The sequence below is a fragment of the Pseudoalteromonas sp. D15MCD-2 genome (genome assembly GCF_038562745.1).
GTDB lineage: Bacteria > Pseudomonadota > Gammaproteobacteria > Enterobacterales > Alteromonadaceae > Pseudoalteromonas.
In genome coordinates this window covers 493,214-515,757 of the sequence record NZ_JBCFQE010000002.1, presented here as the reverse complement: position 1 = coordinate 515,757, position 22,544 = coordinate 493,214, and the positions used below count along the sequence as shown (strand labels likewise).

The 22,544-nt window shown below is 41.3% G+C and carries 18 protein-coding genes; 16 read left to right on the top strand and 2 right to left on the bottom strand.

The window, feature by feature from the left end; translation table 11 throughout:
* The first annotated feature begins 4 nt into the window (after nucleotides 1–4).
* The 8 genes from AADY36_RS18950 (at nucleotide 5) to AADY36_RS18915 (ending at nucleotide 10,177) form a co-directional block, all read left to right on the top strand.
* On the top strand, nucleotides 5–256 hold the full coding sequence (locus tag AADY36_RS18950; RefSeq protein WP_054563976.1) for a hypothetical protein: 252 nt from the start codon (nucleotides 5–7) through the stop codon (nucleotides 254–256).
* Nucleotides 257–403: 147 nt separating this feature from the next.
* On the top strand, nucleotides 404–673 hold the full coding sequence (locus AADY36_RS18945; protein ID WP_054563978.1) for a CBU_0592 family membrane protein: 270 nt from the start codon (nucleotides 404–406) through the stop codon (nucleotides 671–673).
* 183 nt (nucleotides 674–856) lie between these two features.
* Nucleotides 857–2,839, top strand: a complete 1,983-nt coding sequence (locus tag AADY36_RS18940) for a TonB-dependent receptor plug domain-containing protein (protein ID WP_342409483.1) — start codon at nucleotides 857–859, stop codon at nucleotides 2,837–2,839.
* 23 nt (nucleotides 2,840–2,862) lie between these two features.
* On the top strand, nucleotides 2,863–4,602 hold the full coding sequence (locus AADY36_RS18935; RefSeq protein WP_342409482.1) for a sensor histidine kinase: 1,740 nt from the start codon (nucleotides 2,863–2,865) through the stop codon (nucleotides 4,600–4,602).
* Nucleotides 4,599–5,969 carry a sigma-54-dependent transcriptional regulator gene (locus AADY36_RS18930; RefSeq protein ID WP_342409481.1) on the top strand — a complete coding sequence of 457 codons (1,371 nt, stop codon included), beginning with the start codon at nucleotides 4,599–4,601 and terminating at the stop codon, nucleotides 5,967–5,969. The genes AADY36_RS18935 and AADY36_RS18930 overlap by 4 nt, the downstream gene beginning before the upstream one ends.
* A 213-nt stretch (nucleotides 5,970–6,182) precedes the next feature.
* A complete protein-coding gene (locus AADY36_RS18925) occupies nucleotides 6,183–7,142 on the top strand; it encodes a porin (RefSeq protein WP_342409480.1) in 960 nt (319 codons plus the stop codon).
* A gap of 57 nt (nucleotides 7,143–7,199) precedes the next feature.
* The gene (locus AADY36_RS18920) at nucleotides 7,200–8,630 is read left to right on the top strand and encodes an SLC13 family permease (protein WP_342409657.1); all 1,431 of its coding nucleotides are present in this window, start codon (nucleotides 7,200–7,202) and stop codon (nucleotides 8,628–8,630) included.
* A gap of 191 nt (nucleotides 8,631–8,821) precedes the next feature.
* Entirely contained in the window at nucleotides 8,822–10,177 is a 1,356-nt protein-coding gene (locus AADY36_RS18915; RefSeq protein WP_342409656.1) for a coniferyl aldehyde dehydrogenase, read from the top strand.
* Between the two features lie 18 nt (nucleotides 10,178–10,195).
* On the opposite strand, the gene AADY36_RS18910 is transcribed toward AADY36_RS18915, so the two are convergent.
* Complete coding sequence (locus tag AADY36_RS18910; RefSeq protein ID WP_054563984.1) at nucleotides 10,196–10,918, bottom strand: tetratricopeptide repeat protein; 723 nt, start codon at nucleotides 10,916–10,918, stop codon at nucleotides 10,196–10,198.
* 546 nt (nucleotides 10,919–11,464) lie between these two features.
* Here AADY36_RS18910 and AADY36_RS18905 point away from each other — a divergent pair.
* Together AADY36_RS18905 and AADY36_RS18900 are read left to right on the top strand one after the other, a co-directional pair.
* Entirely contained in the window at nucleotides 11,465–12,313 is an 849-nt protein-coding gene (locus tag AADY36_RS18905) for a DUF6279 family lipoprotein (RefSeq protein WP_342409479.1), read from the top strand.
* A gap of 224 nt (nucleotides 12,314–12,537) precedes the next feature.
* The gene (locus tag AADY36_RS18900; protein WP_342409478.1) at nucleotides 12,538–13,569 is read left to right on the top strand and encodes a GGDEF domain-containing protein; all 1,032 of its coding nucleotides are present in this window, start codon (nucleotides 12,538–12,540) and stop codon (nucleotides 13,567–13,569) included.
* A gap of 10 nt (nucleotides 13,570–13,579) precedes the next feature.
* Here the strand turns inward: AADY36_RS18900 and AADY36_RS18895 are convergent, their stop codons facing one another.
* On the bottom strand, nucleotides 13,580–14,524 hold the full coding sequence (locus AADY36_RS18895) for a LysR family transcriptional regulator (RefSeq protein ID WP_054563988.1): 945 nt from the start codon (nucleotides 14,522–14,524) through the stop codon (nucleotides 13,580–13,582).
* Between the two features lie 118 nt (nucleotides 14,525–14,642).
* Here AADY36_RS18895 and AADY36_RS18890 point away from each other — a divergent pair, with 118 nt between their 5' ends.
* From AADY36_RS18890 to AADY36_RS18865, 6 genes are read left to right on the top strand one after another with little or no spacing between them, the layout of a single operon-like run.
* Nucleotides 14,643–15,809 (top strand): efflux RND transporter periplasmic adaptor subunit, encoded by a 1,167-nt coding sequence (locus AADY36_RS18890; protein ID WP_054563989.1) that lies wholly within the window; start codon nucleotides 14,643–14,645, stop codon nucleotides 15,807–15,809.
* Nucleotides 15,810–15,815: 6 nt separating this feature from the next.
* On the top strand, nucleotides 15,816–18,962 hold the full coding sequence (locus AADY36_RS18885; RefSeq protein WP_342409477.1) for an efflux RND transporter permease subunit: 3,147 nt from the start codon (nucleotides 15,816–15,818) through the stop codon (nucleotides 18,960–18,962).
* A complete protein-coding gene (locus AADY36_RS18880) occupies nucleotides 18,955–20,361 on the top strand; it encodes a TolC family protein (RefSeq protein ID WP_342409655.1) in 1,407 nt (468 codons plus the stop codon). The genes AADY36_RS18885 and AADY36_RS18880 overlap by 8 nt, the downstream gene beginning before the upstream one ends.
* Before the next feature lie 13 nt (nucleotides 20,362–20,374).
* Entirely contained in the window at nucleotides 20,375–21,397 is a 1,023-nt protein-coding gene (locus tag AADY36_RS18875; RefSeq protein ID WP_342409476.1) for a zinc-binding dehydrogenase, read from the top strand.
* Nucleotides 21,394–21,798 carry a thiol-disulfide oxidoreductase DCC family protein gene (locus AADY36_RS18870; RefSeq protein ID WP_342409475.1) on the top strand — a complete coding sequence of 135 codons (405 nt, stop codon included), beginning with the start codon at nucleotides 21,394–21,396 and terminating at the stop codon, nucleotides 21,796–21,798. The genes AADY36_RS18875 and AADY36_RS18870 overlap by 4 nt, the downstream gene beginning before the upstream one ends.
* A 58-nt stretch (nucleotides 21,799–21,856) precedes the next feature.
* The gene (locus AADY36_RS18865) at nucleotides 21,857–22,489 is read left to right on the top strand and encodes a lysoplasmalogenase (RefSeq protein WP_342409474.1); all 633 of its coding nucleotides are present in this window, start codon (nucleotides 21,857–21,859) and stop codon (nucleotides 22,487–22,489) included.
* Nucleotides 22,490–22,544: the final 55 nt, after the last annotated feature.

The window sequence follows — 22,544 nt, the reverse complement described above, 5'->3', positions numbered from 1 at the left end:
TGTAATGGCAAAACCAAACAAAAAAGGCCCGACCAAAACAGTCGATATTTTTTGCTCACAATGTAAAACCCAGTTATTTAAATACCGCAAAGGCGGAAAAGGGGCGTTGGTTAAGTGTTTTGTTGAACGTATTAGCCAAGACTTTACCAATGAAACAGGTATCTGCCCTGACTGCCAACGTCAATTCGCCCGTGAAACCATGATCCGCGGCGCACCTGCTCTAAAAATTATCGGTGGTAAGGTGACCCATAAATAGAATTAAAATACGGACATTTATCCTCGTTTATCCCTCATGCTCTGATACTATTGACCGGTTTGCTGTTTCAATGAATGAAAACAACCCTCCCCATGGATTGGGCCAGTTGTATGGGTATAAACACATGAACAAAATGGACTCACGCACGTGATAGCACTTTTATTTGATATTATTGGCATGACAGGCACATTCTTAGTGGTTGGTGCTTTCTTTTTATTACAACTGAATAAAGCATCGCCAACCGGCCTTGTGTATAACATGATGAACTTAACAGGCGCGATTCTGTTACTAATTAGTCTTTGTTATAACTTTAACCTTGCTAGTTTTGTTATCGAAATTTTCTGGATAGCGGCGTCACTTATTGGTTTATATAAGTACATCAAGGCAAAGCGTACTGCTAATGTTGAAACAGCTTAATTAAGCTTAGCTCAATAAAATTAAAACCCATTTTTAGCTGAAAGTGGGTTTTTTTGTATCCACTTTCGAGAACTCTTCAACTAAAACTATAAAAACATTGCAAGCTTGCCAATCTTTTGTATTAATAGTGTAAACAAGGTGTTGCTTTTGCAGCATAGGCTATTAGTACAGGTATCTCGCAGCGTGAAGCTTTTAAGATGTTCAGCACTTTTTTCAATTGCAGTTGCCTCAACCATTCCATTGGTTGCAAACGCGACTGACGAGCAAGACTTATTCTCTTTAAGTTTTGAAGACTTGCTTAATGTGCAAGTCGATATTGCTAGTAAAACCAGCGAAACCTTGTCATCTGTTCCTTCAACCATGAGTGTATTTAGCCGTAAACAAATTCAAGCGCTTGGTGTTGATAACGCCTATGAGGTAATGAACTTTGTGCCAGGTATGCAATCAACCCGTGGAGATTGGGTGGGTGCTGTGCCTAAAGATCATGCTCGGGGTGTATACCTTGATAGCGGCAATGTACTGGTGATGATCAATGGTGAGCGTGTCAATGAATCATCATTTGGTAAAGCCTCTGTTTACATGCCTTATATTCCTATTGAAATCATTGAAAAAATAGAGTTTATTCGCGGTCCTGGCTCGGCGCTGTATGGCAGTAATGCGTTTTTAGGGGTGATGAATATTGTTACCTCTAAAGAGCGAAATACTCTGCAACTTGTGGTTGGCAACAATGGTCGCTACGGGGCAACAGGGCAGTTTAATACCTCTTTTAGTGATGATACCGCACTCTTCGCGAGTTTTTCTTATGATCAAAAAGACGGCGAAAGCTACCCGCAAGGTGTAAAAGATCCTCTTGAAGCAATATACCTAGAAGCAGGTGTTGATTACAAAAAGCTGCAATTACGTGCTCGTTACAACGAAACATCCCTTGATGAATTTTTAAACCTTGCTGGCTATTCAACACAAAATCAACACACCAGTGATAACACTTTTGTTGGCATTAAATATAACTGGATTAATAACGACAAGTTAAAGCTGGATTCTAGTTACTCGTACACTAAACATAATATCTCTAGTGCTGGTTTAATCGCTGCTTTTGACGATATACCTGACTTTTTACTTGGCCCAGCTTGGCAAACAACTGATAGCAAATTTGAGACTGAACTGAGTTATCAATTTGAAAACCAATGGCAGCTTGCAGCAGGTATAGAATACGCAGAGGCTAAACAGGTCGAGGCTGGGGTGCGTACTAATTACTATGATGATGAGTCGATGTTAGTCATTATTGACCCCGCTTATTATCAGCAAGGTATTGTGACTGTGATGGACTTTCCTGAATTTGCATCACTTAAATATACCTTCGAAACATATAGCGCCTACGGGCAGTTAAAAATACCTTATTCAGATTCACTTACTTTATTTGTAGGGGCACGCTATGACGATGTGAAAGACATCGACAGTAAACTTTCGCCTCGCCTTGCGGGCGTTTATGTAATAAACCCAGAGCATACCGTAAAAGTGCAATATGGCGAATCGTTCAGAACTCCGGTTACTAATGAGCTTTTTTCAAATGATGATGTCACCGTAGGTAACTCGTCACTTCGCTCTGAGTCGGTCAAAACCACTGAGCTTGTTTGGCATTATCAAACCTCAGAGTTACAAGCTAATGCGGTGCTTTTTTATAATGAACTCAATGATTTTATAAACATTGAGCCAACGCAATCTAATGATGCCTTGTTTACTTTTACAAACTCATTTAATACTCAAAACAGTGGTATCGAGCTTGATGGTACTTGGCAATCAAGTAAAGAGTTTTCTGTAACGGGCACTTACACGCAATACTTTGAAGATCCAATTAATGCGAGCTTTAAGCGTTTTGCAAGCTTAGTGAGTAGTTATAACTTATCTGACAGCTGGCAAGTGAGTTTAAACTTATTGTGGCGTGATAAAGTTGAGGTAAGTTCGGTTACCGGTGCTCACTTCAAACAGTCTGCCTATAGCTTATTAGGTGGCAGCTTAAAGTGGCAGTTAAACGCTAACAGCCAACTTATGCTGAAAGCAGAAAACCTGTTAGGCAAAAAATATAACGTGTTTGATCCACGAATGGACAATGGCGCTGTCGCTGGTACAACAGAAGATTTATCGTTACACTACCAGTTCAATTTCTAGTTGCGCTGCTCGCAAAGGTTTGAATGTCGTCATTAAGTAAAAAGTTAGTTATTGCAGGTGCAATGCTTTTATTGTTGCTTGTGTTAGTTTTTTACGTTGGACGCGCTCACGACTATCAACAAGCAGAGCAACAAAGCCGTGTTCAAGCTACTCAGTTAAGTCATTACTTTTCAAGCGAATTAGCCCGATTTAAAACAATTCCGACCTTAGTCAGTGCCAATGATTTAGTTAAATCTTTTGTGGTTAAGCAAGGTATAGGCGAGCAGGCTGTTAATTATTATTTAGAAGATATCCAACGTGCTAGTGGTGCATCTGACGTCTATTTAATGGATTTAACAGGCTCGGTGGTGGCAAGTAGTAACTGGCAAGTTGATTACACCTTTTTGGGTAGTAACTTTGCTTTTCGACCTTATTTTTATTTAGCCAAGCAGGGTGAAAAAGTAGCTTATTTTGCTTTAGGTATGCGCTCAAGTGAGCGGGGCATTTACTTTTCAGAGCCGGTTATTGATAAAGGCAAAGTTATTGCCGTTGTCACTTTAAAAGTGAATGCTAAAAAGTTTGAACAAGACCGCCAGCTACTTAATGCATCAGACAGCACCCACTTTTATATTGCACTAGAAGATAGCGTTATTGTGATGTCAGACGTTGAGGACTGGCGATTAAAGTCACTTGAATCGCTTAACGACGAACAAATGACTGCTTTGGTTAAGTCGCGCCGCTACTTGTCTCATAAACCGAGTTTACTTAATCACAATCATAAGCCTTTAAGTGAACAAACCGCACAGCAAAATATTCAGCTTAATAGCAAGCAAGCGCGCTTTATTAGTGCCACAGAAACAATAGACATTATAAACGCCAAAGCCAGTGTGCTGGTGGATGTAACTAATGTGGAGCTTGCGCAAATACCTCGACTGCTTTGGTTTAGTGTGTTTTATGCTATTGCTGTTGTGCTTATTCATATGGCGATGGTGCGCTTTGCAGGTTACAAAAAGCTCTTGTTTTCAAGACATAGCCTTGAGCAAGAAGTAATTGAACGAACCCAAGCGCTCGAAAAAGCGCAAAAAGCACTGATCCAAACAGCTAAGCTTGCAACGATAGGTCAATTAAGTGCGGGCATTAACCATGAAATCAATCAGCCCTTAAGTGCCATGAACACTTATTTAGTAAGTGCAAAGAGGCTGCTTATTAAAGGCAATATTGAGCAAGCCAGCGAAAATTTAGTGCTGGTGCAATCTCTAATAGAGCGTGTTCACAAAATTGTCGCTCAGCTTAAGCATTTTAGTAAACCCGCACAAACCCAACTTAGGCAGCAAAGCTTAGCGAGCATGTTAAAAAATGCGTTAATGATCGCCAGCGCCCAGTTAAAGCAAGACGATATCGAGGTAAAAGCTGCTGATATTGATGCAAATATAACAGTGTGGGTCGATAGCGTTAAGTTTGAACAAGTCTTGGTTAACGTGATCACCAATGCTAGCCAAGCAATGAGTGAGTCTGAAAAGCGTGAATTAAGTTTTGATCTCGAACTATTCGACGATCGAGTGAAGCTATCAATTCTTGATACAGGACCAGGTATTGATCAACATGCATTGGGTAACATCTTTGAGCCATTTTACAGTACTAAAACCAGCAACGGTTTAGGTTTAGGTTTATCTATTTCACGGCAAATTATCGACTCATTTAACGGTCGATTATCTGCGCATAACCGCCCTGAAGGCGGCGCACAATTTATAATAACCTTACAAACAAATAAGGAACCATCATGAGTGTAGTTGCATCGACCTGTAATCAGGTAATCGTTATTGATGACGAAGCGGTGATACGCGATTCATTAAAGCAACTCCTTGAGATTGAAGGTTATCAAGTTCAGTGTTTTAGTGAGCCAACGGCGGCACTTTCAAAATTGAGTCGTCGCTTTGAGGGAATTGTATTAAGCGACATAAACATGCCCAAAATGGACGGTTTGGCATTTTTAGAACAAGTTAAGGCCTTTGATAGTGAGCTACCGGTTATTTTTCTTACCGGCTTTGCCGATGTATCAGTGGCTGTTAAAGCCATGCAACTTGGCGCTTATGATTTATTCGAAAAGCCACTCACAGAGCAATTGTTAGATTGTATCGCCCGCGCTTCAGAAAAACGTGCTTTAGTGATGGAAAACCGCGCATTAAAAATCGCAGTAGAAAAAACCTCTGCGCCCGGTGTGCGAATTTTAGGTGAAACTGAGCAAATGCAACAAATGATGCATTTACTGAATGCGGTTATCGATACTCCCGCTGATGTTTTAATAGAAGGTGAAACTGGCACAGGTAAAGAATTAGTTGCCCGTTACTTGCACGATCAAAGTAACAGATCAGCGGCTAATTTTGTTGCCATAAACTGCGGCGCAATCCCCGAACAGCTAATCGAAAGCGAACTCTTTGGTGCAGCCAGTGGCGCATATACAGGTGCTACGCAATCTCGCCAAGGTAAGTTTGAATTTGCTAAAGGCGGTACTGTTTTTTTAGATGAGATAGAGTCAACGCCTGCAAGTTTACAAGTAAAGTTATTAAGGGTGCTTGAAGAGCGTAAAGTAACGCCTGTAGGTGATAACCACGCCATTGATTTAGACGTGCGTATTGTTGCTGCCACCAAAGTAGACTTAATGACACTAGTCGAAGCGGGGGAGTTTAGAGCCGATTTATATTACCGATTAAACTTAGTTAAAGTGAGTATTCCGGCATTACGAGACAGAAAGGCCGATATTCCACTGTTGTTTAAACATTTTAGCTCGATAGCGGCAACACGTTTTCATAAACCACCTGCACCACTAAGTAGTGAAGCAAAACAACGACTTCTTGCCTACGATTGGCCGGGTAATGTACGAGAGCTTAGAAATCAGGCCGAACGTGCGGTATTGCTAGGCTCTGATCTGGCCTTTGCCTCGTACAGTGATGCAAACAGTGACAACGAGCTTGCTCAAGACTTAAGCCTTGCCGAGAAGATTAGCTTTTATGAGCAGTCACTTATCGAAGAAGCGCTAGAACGAAACAACGGCAGCATAAAAGAGACCATGGTCACATTACAAATTGCACGTAAAACCCTCTACGACAAGATGACCAAATACGGTATTAATCGCGAAATGTTCAAAGACTAAGCAACTCTTTCACATTAAACTCTTCACAATGGGTGGAACTGGTGACAGCACATTTTTAAAAATGTGTGGATATCCACCCATAAAAAACAGCCTCTTTTACGTCAATAAAGTTAATTTACTGTTATTTAACAGCTTTTTTAAAATTAACTAAGTTGGCAACCAACTTGCCTTAACAGTTAGGAACAACAATTTGAACCTAATAAGGGGCGCATAATGACAACAATATTCACTCAGACAAAAACACGCGTAGCAGCGGCTGTGATTTTAGCGAGCACAGCTGGCTCAGCAATGGCAGCAGACTACGCGGTATACGGTAAAGCAGAAGTTCAAATAGCAAACACAGATACAGGCGTTATGCGCTATGCAGATGAAGGTACGCAAATCGAAGCACCTTTTTCTCGTATTGGTATTAAAGGTAGCCACAAACTAACTGAGTCGCTAAAAGCAGTATTCAAATACGAAGTTCAAGTAAAAGGCTTTGAGCATGACGATACCAGTGAGCCATTTTCAGCTCGTAATACCTACTTAGGCCTTGCAGGCGATTTTGGTGAAGTGGTTGTCGGCCGTAACGACACCCGTTTTAAATACTCAGAAGGTAAAGTAGACGGTTTTAACGAAACCCAAGCTGATATCGCTCAACTGATCCCTGGTCAAGACCGTATCGGCGATACCATTACCTACAGCTCAAAAACATACGGTGGCGCATCTCTAGCGCTAACTTATGCACCTAAAGATGACAGTAGCAACGATGAAGATGGTTTTGCGGCAACGGTTATTTATGGTGACCGTGCATTAAAATCTAAAGACTATTATGTTGCTATCAGCCATGTTGATGCACTTAATAAGTTAACAGCAAGCCGCGTTGTTGCAGCATGGAAACTTGATAACCTACAGCTAGCGGGTTTATTCCAGCGCAGTGAATCAACCGACGGTACGAAAGAAGGCAATGGCTATGCACTTAGCGCAAGCTATGCAATCGATAAATGGGTACCTAAGCTGCAATATGTTAAAGACGACTCAAAAATTCGCCATGCTGAAGAAGGTAAACAATGGACAGCAGGTGTAGACTATGTTTTTGATAAACAAACCACAGCATACTTATTCTATACTGATTTAGATTTAGAACTTGAATCAGACAATAGCGTTGCAATTGGCCTTAAATACAAGTTCTAAGGAGTCGGTATGTCATTAGTAAATCAAACAAAAGATGGCTCACAGCCACGCCCATTAATGAGCACAGTAATGTTACTGCTAGGCCCATTAGTGATGTTATTAACTTGCTTAATCGATCCACCAGCGGGTATGAGTGTATCAGCATTACGTACCGCAGGCCTTGCATTTTGGATGGCTACTTGGTGGGTAAGTGAAGTTGTGCCAATTCCTGCTACTTCATTATTGCCACTGGTTATATCACCTCTTGCTGGCATTGCAGCAATCAAAGGGGTCGCATCACCTTATGCACACCCTTTGATCTTTTTATTCTTAGGCGGCTTTTTGATCTCAATCGCGATGGAGCGTTGGGGTTTACATAAGCGTATTGCGCTTAATACCATGCTTCGTGCTGGTACTAAGCCAAGCCTACAAATTTTAGCCATGATGTTAGTAACGGCATTTTTATCAATGTGGATGTCAAATACAGCAACTGCTGTGATGATGTTACCGATTGCTATGTCGATTACTATGTTGGTTAAACAGTCTAACCCTGAAAATGATCAATTTGGTAAAGCGTTGTTATTATCAATCGCTTATGGTGCAAGTATCGGTGGTATTGCTACTTTAATTGGTACCCCACCAAATGCACTTATGGCTGCGTATTTATCAGACAGCTACAAAATTGATATTGGCTTTGCACAGTGGATGAAAGTAGGTGTACCACTTGCAACTGTTATGCTGGCTTTATGTTGGGTTTGGTTAACTAAGTTTGCTTATAAAGTAGATACCGATTGTGCCAAAGCAGCAAGTAAAGATACTAAATCGTTATTCTTATCGCAGTTACAAGAGCTTGGTGCAATGCAGCGCGCTGAAAAAGGCGTAGCAGCCGTGTTCGTTTTAGCGGCAGTATGCTGGATCTTCAGACCTGTACTTGCCGACTTATCGGGCTTAAAAATCTCTGATACCGGTATTGCTATTGCTGCAGCATTATTATTGTTCGTGTTACCGGCAAACAAAGGTGATGGTGAGCGTATTCTTGATTGGGAAAGTGCCGCTAAAGTACCGTGGGGCGTGTTACTACTATTCGGTGGTGGTTTAACACTGGCTGCGCAAATTAAATCATCTGGTCTTGCTGAATACATTGCTCACATGATTGAAGGGGCGAGTGCAATTCCATTGGTGTTAAGTGTTCTAGCAGTGGCAACCTTAATTACTTTCTTAACTGAGATCACTAGTAACACAGCTACAGCGGCAGGTTTCTTACCACTATTAGGCCCAGTTGCTGAGTCAGTATTTGGTACACCGCTGGTATGGGTAATTCCTGCGGCTATTGCGTGTAGCTGTGCGTTCATGATGCCAGTTGCGACACCGCCTAATGCAATAGTGTTCGGCTCTGGGCAAATTCAAATGCGCGATATGATCCGCTCAGGCTTTGCACTGAACATAATTGCTATTGCGATGATCACGGTAGTTACTATGACTATTGCCGCATTGGTATTTGGTTTTTAGTTAAGCCTTTAAGTTTTCAACCTATTCCAACCAATAACAGCGCTCACTATGAGCGCTGTTTTTACATTTATTAAGTTGCTCAGATAAATATAGCTAGTTATAGTGGCTAAAATCGTTTATCAAGAGATGATGTTTTGACTGATATACACGCACAATTACAGAGTGAATTTATAAAACTCAACGATGCTTTTATGGCCGAGCCTTATTTAGCGATTGATAAGCGTATTAAGCTGTTAAAAACGATTAAATCCCGCCTAATTGAAAATGAGCAAGCCCTAGTTGCAGCAACAAGCAAAGACTTTGGTTACCGTACTGAGTTCGATACAGTACTGGGGGATTTACTGCCAACGGTAAAATCATTAACTGACATCATCAAGCGCTTACCCAAATGGTCACGAAACGAATCACGCAGTGTGGGTATCAGTTTATGGCCTTCATCGGCACACATTCATTATCAGCCTAAAGGAGTCGTGGGCGTTATTGCGCCGTGGAATTACCCAATTCAATTAGCATTAGTACCGGCTATTAGCGCATTAGCGGCGGGTAACCGCGTGATGTTAAAACTGAGCGAATTCACCCCACATACCAATACTGTTATTAAGCAGGTAATGGAAGGTGCACTTGCTGAGCACTGTATTATTGTTGAAGGCGAAGCCGACACTGCCGCCTCTCTTTGTGATTTACCTTTTGCTCATTTACTATTTACTGGCTCAACATCAGTAGGGCGTAAAGTGATGCAAGCGGCCAGTAAAAACCTCACCCCAGTTACCCTTGAGTTAGGTGGTAAATCACCGGTTGTGATTCTTGATGGTGTGAATATCAAAGAGGCTGCAAAAACCCTGTTATTCGGCAAGCTAAATAACGCAGGGCAAATATGTGTTGCTCCTGATTATGTGTTTGTACCTAAAAAGCTTGAGCATCAGTTAGTCTTACAACTTAGTGAATTGTATAAAAAGCATTTTAAACAAGGTGTTGAAGGTAAGAACCTCACCTCGATTGTCTCTGATAGGCAATATCAACGTTTAATTGCGACATTAAATGATGCAAAAGACAAAGGGGCTCAAGTATTTGAGCCAATAGAAGGGCATCAAGTCGATGAACTTAAACATCGCATGGGTTTGCATATTTTAACGCAACTAAATGACGATATGCGGGTAATGCAAGAAGAGATCTTTGGCCCTTTACTGCCAATTATGAGTTATGAATCACTGCAACAGGTGATTGACACTATCAACGCCGATTCATCACCGCTTGCCTTGTATATTTTGGGTCATGACAAAGACAAAATCAGTAAATTAAGTTCATCAATCAGAAGTGGTACATTGGCAATTAACGATGTACTGATGCAGGTAACAGCCGATCAGTTACCATTTGGTGGTATTGGTGAGTCAGGGATGGGGCACTATCATGGTATTGAGGGCTTTAAAACCTTTAGCCATGCACGAAATACCCTAGTATCAGGTAAGTTTAATCCACGTACCAGCTTGTTGCTAAAGCAAAATAAGTTGCTGATCAAACTATTAAAATGGATGTACTTGCGCCGTTAAGCGCAAGTACACTGCTTGTTATAGACGCCCATCAGGTGCGTATAAACCAGCCTGAATTTTTGCATAAATCGCGTCTGCTTTTTCTTTTGCAGCTTCAATTTCTGCAGGCATCATATTGCGCTCATCAAGCTTACGGCTATGGCTTGCATCCATGTTGCCGTTGTATTCAGCAATGGTATTCCAAATGTATGATTTCTCGAGATTCTTAGGAACACCTAAACCCTCGTAATACATCAACGCCATATTAAACTGAGCAAGAGTAAAGTTATTTGCTGCCGCTTTTTGGTACCAGCTAAGCGCTGTTCGGTAATCTTGAATTACCCCTTCACCATTAGCGTACATAACCCCTAAATTAAACTGAGCTGCTGGGTGATTTTTTTGTGATGCCATTTCATATAATGAAATGGCTTTTTCTTTATCAAGTTTTACACCTTTACCTTCTTGATAAAGTACACCTAATGCAAACATTGAATCAGCATGTACTTTTTTTACTGCCTTCTCGTACAACTCTGCTGCTTTACGGTAGTCGCGTTGCACACCAAAGCCACCTTCGTACATTTTAGCAAGCTCATACATTGCAGGGGCATAACCTCTGTCTGCAAGGTAATTAAATTCATGAAGCGCTTCTTCAAAACGACCTTCATTTGCCGCTAATTGGGCATCTTCAAGACTGGCATTTGCTAAAGGTGACAAGATTAACGTGCTAGCGAGCAATAGTGATTTAAAATTAGGCTTGATCATAGTCTGCCTCCAAATGTGTGTTAGGTATCAATAACAAAGCATTGAGCTATTGATAAAATGCATTGCCAAACAGCCACTGAGCAAAACATCACTTTTAGTTTAGACCCAACAGCTGCAAATGCCCAATTTATAGACAGCGGCAAGCTTTGCAATTAACAAGTAGGCTTAAGATACAGATTTTACAGAAAAATTAAAGAAATAAAAAAAGCCCGTAGCGGGCTTTTTCGTGTCATATCTACCGTCACCGATATGAGCAATGTAGCAAGTAAAGTGTAACGTTTTATGTCTATGTTTGGGTCGAGGAAACAGGTGACAATCAAGAGTTACGTCTTGAACTAACTTGGTTAAACAGCATCAAAGCCTTTAACAGTATGATGTTGCTGTGAGAATAGTTTAGCTAACCAAGTTGTTGATAACGATTATTACTTAGGTTTAGCTGTTCGTCAATACTTAAATGATAATTAATTTCATTTAATTGCTATTGCTGAATATTTGTTCTCGGTGGTATGTTTACTTTGTTTTGAAACAGGATTTGAAAAAACTACAATGAAAAAGCTATCAAAGTATCTAATCGTATTTAGTTTGTTGTTCACCGTTGCTGGGTGTTCTCCTAGCTTCACTTACAATAACTTAGGTTGGTTATCAGGGTTTTGGATTGATGATTATGTTGACCTCAACAGTGACCAAGCTGATAAATTTAAGCATATCGTCAAAACCAGCCGCGATTGGCATCGAGAAACACAACTCCCTTTATACAAACGTGATCTTGAAAGCTTAAAGTCCATGTTAGATAAGCAAGTTGATCATAACGAGCTTAAAGCACACTTCGTACAAGCAAAGCAGCATTGGCAAACGCTGGTTGATAAAATCGAGCCTGAACTTATTGATTTAGCAAACTCTCTTTCATATGAACAGCGAGTTGAGTTTGTTGCTGCACTGCAAGAAAACATTAACGATGAGTACAAAGAACACGAAGAAAAATCGCCTGAGCAACATAAAAAAGAACGTTTAGAAGAAAACCTTGAAAACTATAAAGAGTGGTTCGGTACCAAGCTATCTGCACAGCAACAAACACTGATAGAGAACTCATCAAATAATCGAGTCAGTACATTTTTACTGTGGATGCAATACAAACAAAAGCGTTTAGATACATTAAAAACGCTGTTTATGCAAAAGCAAAAACCAGCAGATTTTAACCAACAACTTGCTGTTATTATTAATGATCGTTTTGCATTTATGAGCGATGAGTTAATTGCTGCCGATGATAAAAACCTTGATAACTACGTTAACTTGTTATTGGAGCTAAAGCCTACATTAACCGACAAACAGCGTAGTAACGTACGCGATGAGTTTGATGAGTTAATTGAAGAGGTTAGTGACTTGATTAATGATTAGCTGCTAGTTGATCGCTGTGTTTGGACGCGCTTTAAAATCGCTTCTTGTTAGCATCGTGTACCTCATTGCACATTTTCTCATTTGAAAATCAAAGTTAAAAAGTATTAGTTTTTCTGGTGTTTATGTAAACGTTTGCATTTTTATGCAAGTTTGCTTAATAACTTGTTCCTATAATTCTTGTTTCGCGTTAAAATTAGGCAACTTAAACAATAACGAGAAACCTGATGGATATTGGGGCGCTAAGAGGCACTCAAGCATTACGAAATAACGTTCTTAAATGGATGGGCTTTTGTTTGGGTGCATTGGCAGGAATATTCGCCGGTTTTAATCTTTTTATTAATGACTTTTTTGTCCTTGGGGCATTAGAAGTCGTTTTTGCATCGTTTTGTTTTTATATCTTTTTTTATACTCGAAAACGCAATGGCCATCTTTGGCAGTCGCTTACCTTATGCGTGTTTTTAACGCTACTCATCACATTGGGCACGTATCTCAGCAATGTTAAAAGCTTGCTGTTTATTTGGACTTGCTCATTACCGGTTTTATTTTATCTATTATTAGGTAAACAATACGGCAAAGTCTTGTCGCTGATAGTGGCTGTGCTACAAGGTGTTATTCTATTAACCAAATCAAGTCTTGAACCTCTCAATAGTGTCAACTTTTTACTTAATTTTTCATTTACTTACATAAGTATTTGGGCAGTGTCTCATACCTTTGAAAATAGTCGTGCTGAATATGGTAAGCGGCTCGAAAACTTAGCATTACTTGATCCTTTAACCGGGGCAGGTAACCGCTTGGCGATGACCCATTATTTTGAAGTTGAACTAAAAAACAAAAATGGTTTGTTCATCTTAATGCTCGACTTGGATTACTTTAAGAATATTAATGATCAGTATGGCCACGATGTGGGCGACCGCATTCTCATTGAAGTCACCAGTTTCTTTAGGCAACGCATTAGTAAAGGCTACGTATTTCGTATCGGCGGTGAGGAGTTTGCTATTTTCTTACCTGACAGTGACCCGCAAAGCGCTTATGAATTTGCAGATATGCTGCGCGAGCACTTAGCAACAACCATCCACAACATTGATGAGGAAGCAATCAATCTGACCATTAGTATTGGTGTTGCTTGCTACATGCCAAATCAAACCCTAAAAAACTTTATTAAGCGTGCTGACGATGCGCTATACCAAGCCAAACAGCAAGGTCGAAATAGAGTGGTAACGGCTTATGAGTTAAGCCAACAAAATAAAGCGAGTTAACGTTTTAAACTTAACCTTTGTACATAGTGTCAAAGTCAGGAATGTTTGCTTCCCATACTGGAATATCTTTGCCTATGTATTCACGCATAGCATCAAAGAATAAACGTGTTCTTACAGGCAAGTCTCTGTGTGGGTAAACCGCATACACCGCGCTGTAATCGAGTAATTCCATATCGGTTAAAATTGGTACGAGATCGCCACGTTTAACTTCATCATCAAGAATAAAGGCCGGTGCTAAAACATATGCATTGCCTGAGATAGCCTTCATCAAAAGTACTTCGGCATCGTTCGCACGAAAGACGCTTTTGATATTTTGCTCAATAATATCGCCGTCGCCATTGCGATAACGAATACCACTAATACGTTTACTCGGGCTTGAATAGCTCGCAGCAGGTAGCTCTTTTAAATCCTCAACATGTTTTGGCATACCGTAGGTTTCAATAAACTCAGGTGAAGCAAGCAATAACATACGATTGCGGGCAATTTTACGGGCAATAAATGATGAGTCTTTTGGTTCGCCAACACGGAAAGCCAAATCATAGCCCTCTGATACTAAGTCAATCAGTCTGTCGTCTAAACGAAGCTCCACTTCAACTTGCGGGAAACGTTTTTGAAAGTCGTTAATGACTGGTTGGATATAACGCTTACCGATAATACTTGATGAGGTAATTTTTAACGTACCACGGGGTTCTTGGTGGTAATTCTCTGCCAGTCTTACGGTATCTGATAACAAATCTCTGAGTTCAGCTGCTTTTTTTACCATTTCTGCGCCAGCAGCAGTCAATGAAAAAGATCGTGTAGTACGATTAAGTAAACGCACCCCTAATTCATCTTCAAGACGGCTAATTTGTTTTGAAATGACTGAGCGGTCTATATTTCTAGACTCAGCAGCTTTAGCAAATGAGCCTCGTTCAATCACTTCAAGCAACATTAATAAACGGCTGGTGGTATCCATAGCAGTTCCTCAAACTTTATTGGTGCCATTCTGGCATTAATGAATTTAAAAATCTATCATTTTTATCCGCTAATTAGTTCCGTAACATTGTCTCCAATCTATTAACAGGAGAGTCGTGATGAACAAATCTATTCTTGCAGTGGCAGTGACCATTGCGAGCTTAACGCTTGCAGGGTGTGGCACAGAAGCCAATCAAGCAGCGCAGCAACAGCATTTACAACCAATCGATGTAGCACAAGTGCTTGTTAAGCCGGTACAAAATTGGCACACCTATACAACGCGTTTAGAAGCACCACAAGAAGTCGCGCTTATGCCGCGTGTTTCGGGTGTTATCGATAAAATTAACTTTAAAGAAGGTGACAGCGTTAAAGAAGGCGATTTGCTTTTCACCCTTGATGCTCGTCCATTTGCTGCCGTAGTAGATAGCTTAAAAGCGCAAATCGAAAGTGCTAAGGCAGCACTTGAGCAAGCTAAAAGCGAAGCAAAACGCGCAGATCGCTTAACTGAGCGTAAAGCGATTTCAACGGAGCAAGCTGAGTCTCGTAAATCAACACTAAGACAACGCGAAGCGCAATTGTTAGCTCTTCAGGCTGAGCTTACTGCCGCAGAGCTTGATTTAGCATTTACGCAAGTGCGCTCGCCAATTGATGGCGTTGTATCGCGCGCGAATATCACCAAAGGTAACAACGTGCTTGCAGGTCAAAGTGTATTAACAAGCATTGTTTCAAACCAGCAAATGTATGCTTATTTTGATATTGATGAACGCACGTGGAATCGGTCATTTGCTGATGTGACAGCGCAAAGTGAACAAGCTGTTGTGATGCAAAAAGTGGGTCAAACCAGCTTTAACTACAATGGCAAAATCAACTTCATTGATAACCAAATCAACGAAACTACCGGCACTCTTCGTGTACGTGCAGTGTTTGAAAACGATGAACAACAATTACGTGCAGGTTCATTTGCTCGTATCAAACTTGCTGCCAATAAAGTGAGCGAAAAAGTAATCGTGCCAGAACGTGCAATTGGTACTGATTTAAAGAATCGCTTTGTACTTACCGTAGGTGAAGGCAATGTTCTTGAATATAAATTAGTGACTGTGGGTGAGCGTTACGGCAGCTTACGAGCGATTACATCGGGTCTAAACGAAAATGATGTGATTGCTGTGAATGGCCCGGCGCGTGTTGGTCCTGGTATGCCTATTTCACCAAACACAGTCACTATTAATAGCGATGGAATTGCATTCACTCTTTCAAATAATCACTCAGATTTGGTTGCTAAACAGTAGGTCAAAATGAAATTTTCACACTTTTTTATCCAGCGACCCATCTTTGCAGCGATGCTGTCGCTTATCTTTCTCATCGCAGGGGCAATCTCGTTATTTCAATTGCCAGTGAGTGAGTACCCAGAGGTAGTGCCTCCAACGGTTGTTGTGACGGCAAGTTACCCGGGTGCAAACCCAACAGTGATTGCCGAAACGGTAGCAACGCCGCTTGAGCAAGAAATCAATGGTACTGAAAACATGTTGTATATGTTTTCGCAAGCGACCAGTGATGGCCGTATGACTTTAACAGTAACCTTTGCATTAGGGACTGATTTAGACCGTGCGCAAGTCCAAGTGCAAAACCGTGTTAACAGTGCGCTTCCACGCTTACCGCAAGAAGTTCAGCGTTTAGGTGTTGTAGCTGAAAAATCATCACCAGATTTAACCATGGTGGTGCATTTATATTCACCAGAAAAAACGCATGATACGACCTACTTAGCGAACTATGCTGATTTGTATATCAAAGACCAAATTGCACGTCTTCCGGGTGTGGGTGATGTTCGTATGTTTGGTGGTGGTCAATACTCAATGCGTGTTTGGCTTAACCCTGATGCGTTATCGGCACGTGACTTAACAGCCATGGACGTAGTAAATGCATTACGCGCGCAGAACCAACAGGTTGCTGCGGGTAGTTTAGGTGCACAACCAACTTCGAAAAGTAATCAATTTCAAATTCTGATGAATGTAAAAGGGCGCTTAAGCTCACAAGAAGAATTTGAAAATGTGATCATCAAAGTAGGTGAGCAAGGTCAGCTTACACGTTTAAGTGATGTTGCACGCCTAGAATTAGGCCAGGACACTTATGCACTTAGAGCGATGTTAGATGGTCAACCAGCACTTGCTATGCCTGTATTCCAACGCCCTGGTTCTAATGCGATAGAGCTTTCTGATCAAGTGCGTGAAACCATGAAAGTATTATCAAAAGACTTTCCGGCAGGTGTTGAATACGACATTGTTTATGACCCAACTGTATTCGTACGCGGCTCAATTGATGCTGTTATTAAAACGCTACTAGAGGCAATCGCGTTAGTGGTTATTGTTGTAGTGGTATTCTTACAAACGTGGCGTGCATCGGTTATCCCGCTTATTGCGGTACCGGTATCATTAATTGGTACGTTTGCGGTAATGCAATGGCTGGGGGTGTCGATTAATACGTTATCGTTATTCGGCTTGGTACTTGCCATTGGTATTGTTGTTGATGATGCCATTGTTGTAGTTGAAAACGTTGAGCGTAATATCGAGCAGGGCTTATCACCGCTTGAAGCAACCCGTGTCGCGATGACCGAAGTAACAGGGCCAATTATCGCCATTGCACTCGTACTGTGTGCCGTATTTATTCCTACAGCTTTCATTACGGGTTTATCTGGTCAATTTTATAAGCAATTTGCCTTAACTATTACAATTTCGACGGTTATCTCAGCGTTTAACTCGTTAACTCTATCACCTGCATTATCAGCGCTGTTACTAAAAGGTCATGATGCAAAACCAGACCGTTTAACTAAGTTATTAAACCGCGTATTTGGTAACTGGTTATTTAAACCTTTTAACCGCTTGTTTGATAAAGGCGCTAATGGCTACGAGAAGCTCGTGCAAAAGCTAATTCGTATGAGTGTTATTGTATTAGTTGCGTATGTTGCGCTTGTTGGTGGCACAGTTAAATTGTTCGATGCTGTACCAGGCGGCTTTATCCCACAGCAAGATAAGCAATATTTAGTGGCTGTGGCACAGCTACCCGATGCGGCAAGTTTAGACAGAACTCAAGAAGTCGTGCAAGAAATGGAACAAATTGCATTACAAGTACCGGGTGTTGCAAATACAGTATCGTTTCCTGGCTTATCGGTGAATGGTTTCACAAATAGCCCTAATAGCGGCATTGTATTTACACCGCTTGCCCCTTTTGAAGAGCGTCAAGATCCGAGTATGTCGGCAATGGCTATTGCGGCTCAGTTAAATCAAAAGTTTGCTAGTATTGATGAAGCGTTTGTTGCGGTATTCCCGCCACCGCCAATTCAAGGCTTAGGTACTACGGGTGGCTTTAAACTACAAATTGAAGACCGTGCTAATAAAGGTTTTGAAGCACTCTTTAATAGTTTACAAGCAACCATTGCTAAAGCGCAGCAAGACCCTGCATTAATGGGGCTTTACTCGAGCTTTAGAATTCAAGTGCCACAAATGGATATAGACATTGACCGCGAGCAAGCACTTATTCAAGGTATTCCACTTGATGAAGTATTCAATGCCTTACAAGTGTACTTAGGTTCTGTGTACGTAAATGACTTTAATTTGTTTGGTCGTACATATCAGGTGAATGCGCAAGCTGATGCCGATTACCGTCAAGATCCTGAGCAAATTTTGAATCTTAAAGTACGTAACCGCATGGGTGAGATGGTGCCATTAGGCTCTGTATTAACGGTCACACCAACAACAGGCCCAGATCGTGTGATGCACTATAACGGTTATCCAACAGCTGAATTAAATGGTAGCCCAGCGCCAGGTTATAGTTCAGACCAAGCACAACATGCGATTGAGGTAATCCTTGCCGATACACTACCAAATGGTATTGAGTTTGAATGGACAGAAGTAACGTATCAGCAAATATTAGCGGGTAATACCATGGTGTATGTTTTCCCACTGGTTGTATTACTTGTGTTCATGGTACTTGCTGCGCAATACGAGAGCTTAAGATTACCACTGGCTATTATTTTGATTGTACCTATGACGATTTTCTCGGCCTTGTTAGGTGTGTGGCTTGTTGGTGATGACAACAATATTTTCACGCAAATCGCATTAATAGTATTGGTTGCACTGGCAAGCAAAAACGCCATCTTGATGGTTGAATTTGCACGAGATCAGCATAAAACGGGGCTGTCTCATCTTGAAGCTATCATCAAAGCGTGTCGCTTACGACTTCGCCCAATTTTAATGACGTCAATTGCTTTTACAGCAGGTGTTGTCCCCCTTGTTTTAGCTACTGGTGCAGGTGCAGAGATGCGTCATGCCATGGGTAACGCGGTATTCTCAGGTATGATTGGTGTAACCGTGTTTGGCTTATTGTTCACCCCGGTGTTTTATATGTTAGTCACTAAAAAATCGCAGAAGGAGCAACATGATGCATAAGCCTCTTCAAGCAATCTTTAAACACGGCAAACTAGTTAGTGCAATGCTGTTAGCCGGAGCACTGGCAGGCTGCGCACAAAGCGTCGATATGCAAGAGCAGCAAGTGAGCCTGACACAATTTGTTAGCGATACACAAATTGGTGAACAAAACGAAGGTGCGAGCGAGAATAACTGGTGGCGCCGTTTAGATTCAACCCAGTTAAACAATTTAGTGACTGATGCATTAGCAATGAATCACGACCTAAAAACCAGTCAACTTCAACTTGATGCAGCCATTGCCCGTTTAGGTGCAGCCCGCGCGGATTATTATCCGCAGGGCAGCCTAAGCGTGGGCGCAGAGCGCAGCAGCTTAGATGGGGCAATTACGCGCCAATCAAACGCTGGTGTTAATGTTAATTGGCAGCTTGATTTGTTTGGCCGTATTACAGCGTTAGTCGATGCTGCTAATGCAGGTGCACTAAACCAAGCAGAGCAGTTAAGAGCATTACAGGTTGAAGTGGTTTCAGCCGTGGTGCAAGGCTATGTAAGCTATCAAGGTAATGTGCAAAAGCAAGCTATCATTGAAATGCAAATCGAGGCGCTCGAGCAAAGTATTGATGTGCTCAAAGCGCGAGTAGAAGAGGGGGTTGCGAATGAGCTTGATCTTAACCGTACTCTTGCGCAGTTAAAGCAGCAACAAGCGCTTATTCCTGAGCTTAGTTATTTGCAATATCGTGACCTCGCAACCCTTGCGGTACTAACTGGTCGACTTGCAAGCGATATAACACTGATTGAAGAGCCTGAGTTATTAAGCCACGAATTTAGCGTGTCGTTTAATAAAGCCAGTGAAGCAATGGCACTGAGACCAGATATCACCAGTGCTTTGTATCAGTTTAGTCAGGCTTATTCGCTAAGTGTTGCCGCCTCAAAAGCATTACTGCCAGATATTAGTCTGGCAGGGTTTGCAGGTGTGGTGAGCTTAACCAGTAATGGCTTAGAAGATACCGTGCAACAATGGCAAGTAACGCCAAAACTTGAATGGTCATTACTAAGCTATCCTGCATTATTAGCGCAGCGTGATGCACAGCAGTTTTTAAGTGAAGCCGCTTACAGTGACTATCAAAGTAAAGTATTAAAAGCCATTAGCGATAGTGAACTTACTTTACAAAGGCTAGTCAAACAACAGCAACAGTTAAGTTATGCTGATCAACGTTTTAATTATGCGAATAAAGCATTTGGTCAAGCTCAAGCAATGTATCAAGAAGGACAAATTCCTTACTTAGAGTTGTTAGATGCGAGACAGGATGTTTTAATAGCGCAAGAGAACGCTGTTGATTCAACAATTGCTTTATTACAGGCCAAAGTAAGTGCTTATCAAGCATTTAATGGTCGTTGGAGCTTTGAACTAAACAACCTTTAACCCAGAGTATTAAATGTCACATATTCAACAAACTACAGATCTTCCGTCAACAATGCGCGCGCTTGCACTGCTTGAGCCAAATGACGCGATTGCGTTATCTGAGCTCTCTGTGCCAGTACCGAGCCCTGAAGGCAACGAGCTCTTGATAAAAGTTGAATATGTGGGCTTAAATCATGGTGATGCCAACTTTGCAAAACAAGGCTTTTGCAAATGGCATTACCCCCATGTATTAGGCCATGATGCTGTTGGGGTGGTTGTTCAAGCCAATAAAGGTGTATTCCCTGGTGTGGGGGCACGTGTGGTATGGCACGCCAGCCTTGGTGATCAAGGCGTGTTATCTGAATACACAACGGTACCAAACTATGCGGTATCGGTTGTGCCAGATAACGTATCACCGGCAGACGCTGCAACCTTACCTTGTTCAGGTATGACAGCATTAATTGCTCTTGATAAGTTACAGCTAAGCGAAGGGGATTCACTGTTTATTGATGCAGGTGCAGGCGGCGTTGGCCAATTCGCTATTCAATTTGCTAAGCAACGTGGTGCCACCGTGTTTACGACTGCAAGCAAACACAATCATAAGTTACTTAAGCAATTAGGTGCTGATGTGGTGTTTGATTACAAAGACCCAAAACTTGAAGATAAAATTCGCCGTGAATTAGGTCCGCAAGGTTTTGATGCAGTGCTTGATTGTATTGGTGGCGATACCACCATTCGTAATGTTGAGCTAATGCGCTTTTGTGGCCGTATTGCCTGTTTAAATGAATTACCTAAATTTGAACAAGAACTAATGTTTAGGCGCGCACCAAATATTGGCATTGTATCGTTAGGCGGAGCATGGCTTGCAAATAGCTTATGTGCACAGCAAAAGCTGAGCTTTATGGGTAACTTATTACTCGATAATGCAGCCCGAGGCGAGATCAAACTGCCACAAATTCATGCCGTTGATTTTTCCGCAGAGGCTGTTTCAGCAGCTTTAAATAAACAACTTGCTGGTGGTTTTACCGGAAAACAAGTAGTGCAAGTAAGCGGTTGATTTTGCAAACTCACTGCCCAGTCATCTTGTTTGATGGTCAGTGCAACCTGTGCCATTTTTGTGTGCAGTTCATTCTTCGCTTTGATAAGCAAATAACCTTTAAGTTATGCCCCATGCAAAGCGATAAAGGTGAACGTTTATTAAAGGCGTATCAAGTTGACGATCCACTTTCCTCAATGTTAGTGATTGATAAAAACCAGCTATATAAACAAAGTGACGCTGTGTTATTTATCGCAACTCAATTAGGTTTTCCATTCTCTTCGGCTAAGGTGTTCAAGCTACTGCCAAAAGGTTTTCGCGATCGTATCTATGATTGGGTTGGCCGTCATCGTTATCGTTTTTTTGGCAAAAGGACACAGTGTAAGTTACTGACCGAAAAACAAAAGCAGCATTTTTTATAAACATTTAGAGTAAAGCTTGTTATTCTCGTTATTGGGAACAAATCACAATAATAAGAATATGAACATACTCTTTCTAATCTTTAGTTCGGTCTACATTGCTTTATTGCTATTACAACCAGCATTACCTCAGCCTTTTATGGCGCTATTTAAAACATTACCAATCGGCCTGTTGATTGTGGTGGTGTTAAAAGAGCGCAGTCAGTTACAAAATCGCACTTTTATTACTTTATTATTCGCTCTTAGTTTTTCAGCACTAGGTGATGTGTTGTTAGCCCTTGATACGGGGCAACTGTTTATAGGCGGTTTAGCGGCATTTTTTGTCAGCCACGCTTTTTATACCATTACAATGTTGCCAATTAAAAACTGGCGACTAGACGTTGTATTTCTTTATCTATTTTTGGCTATCATCGTTTTTTGCTTATTCTATCCAAACTTAAATGACCTGCTCATTCCCGTGCTTTTTTATATGTTGGTGCTGACCATAATGGCAAGCCTTACTTGGATGACTGATAAATCTAACGGCTTTTTAGTGTTAGGAGGGGCATTGTTTGTTGTATCAGACTCTATTCTTGGCCTTAACCGTTTTTATTTAGAAATAGCACATGCAGATATCGCAATAATGATAACGTATTACATTGCACAGCTTTGTTTGGTGACAGGATTTTTGCAAGCAACCGGTAAACATAAATAGCCGCAGTGGCTCAGTGGTGATTGCCGTGATAAAATACGCGCGTTTTAATTTTCGA

Excerpts from the sequence above, each read along its gene's own strand:
- AADY36_RS18950 (WP_054563976.1), top strand. The coding sequence starts at position 5 with ATGGCAAAACCAAACAAAAAAGGCCCGACCAAAACAGTCGATATTTTT.
- AADY36_RS18935 (WP_342409482.1), top strand. The coding sequence starts at position 2,863 with ATGTCGTCATTAAGTAAAAAGTTAGTTATTGCAGGTGCAATGCTTTTA.
- AADY36_RS18930 (WP_342409481.1), top strand. The coding sequence starts at position 4,599 with ATGAGTGTAGTTGCATCGACCTGTAATCAGGTAATCGTTATTGATGAC.
- AADY36_RS18925 (WP_342409480.1), top strand. The coding sequence starts at position 6,183 with ATGACAACAATATTCACTCAGACAAAAACACGCGTAGCAGCGGCTGTG.
- AADY36_RS18920 (WP_342409657.1), top strand. The coding sequence starts at position 7,200 with ATGAGCACAGTAATGTTACTGCTAGGCCCATTAGTGATGTTATTAACT.
- AADY36_RS18915 (WP_342409656.1), top strand. The coding sequence starts at position 8,822 with ATGGCCGAGCCTTATTTAGCGATTGATAAGCGTATTAAGCTGTTAAAA.
- AADY36_RS18910 (WP_054563984.1), bottom strand. The coding sequence starts at position 10,918 with ATGATCAAGCCTAATTTTAAATCACTATTGCTCGCTAGCACGTTAATC.
- AADY36_RS18905 (WP_342409479.1), top strand. The coding sequence starts at position 11,465 with ATGAAAAAGCTATCAAAGTATCTAATCGTATTTAGTTTGTTGTTCACC.
- AADY36_RS18900 (WP_342409478.1), top strand. The coding sequence starts at position 12,538 with ATGGATATTGGGGCGCTAAGAGGCACTCAAGCATTACGAAATAACGTT.
- AADY36_RS18895 (WP_054563988.1), bottom strand. The coding sequence starts at position 14,524 with ATGGATACCACCAGCCGTTTATTAATGTTGCTTGAAGTGATTGAACGA.
- AADY36_RS18890 (WP_054563989.1), top strand. The coding sequence starts at position 14,643 with ATGAACAAATCTATTCTTGCAGTGGCAGTGACCATTGCGAGCTTAACG.
- AADY36_RS18885 (WP_342409477.1), top strand. The coding sequence starts at position 15,816 with ATGAAATTTTCACACTTTTTTATCCAGCGACCCATCTTTGCAGCGATG.
- AADY36_RS18880 (WP_342409655.1), top strand. The coding sequence starts at position 18,955 with ATGCATAAGCCTCTTCAAGCAATCTTTAAACACGGCAAACTAGTTAGT.
- AADY36_RS18875 (WP_342409476.1), top strand. The coding sequence starts at position 20,375 with ATGTCACATATTCAACAAACTACAGATCTTCCGTCAACAATGCGCGCG.
- AADY36_RS18865 (WP_342409474.1), top strand. The coding sequence starts at position 21,857 with ATGAACATACTCTTTCTAATCTTTAGTTCGGTCTACATTGCTTTATTG.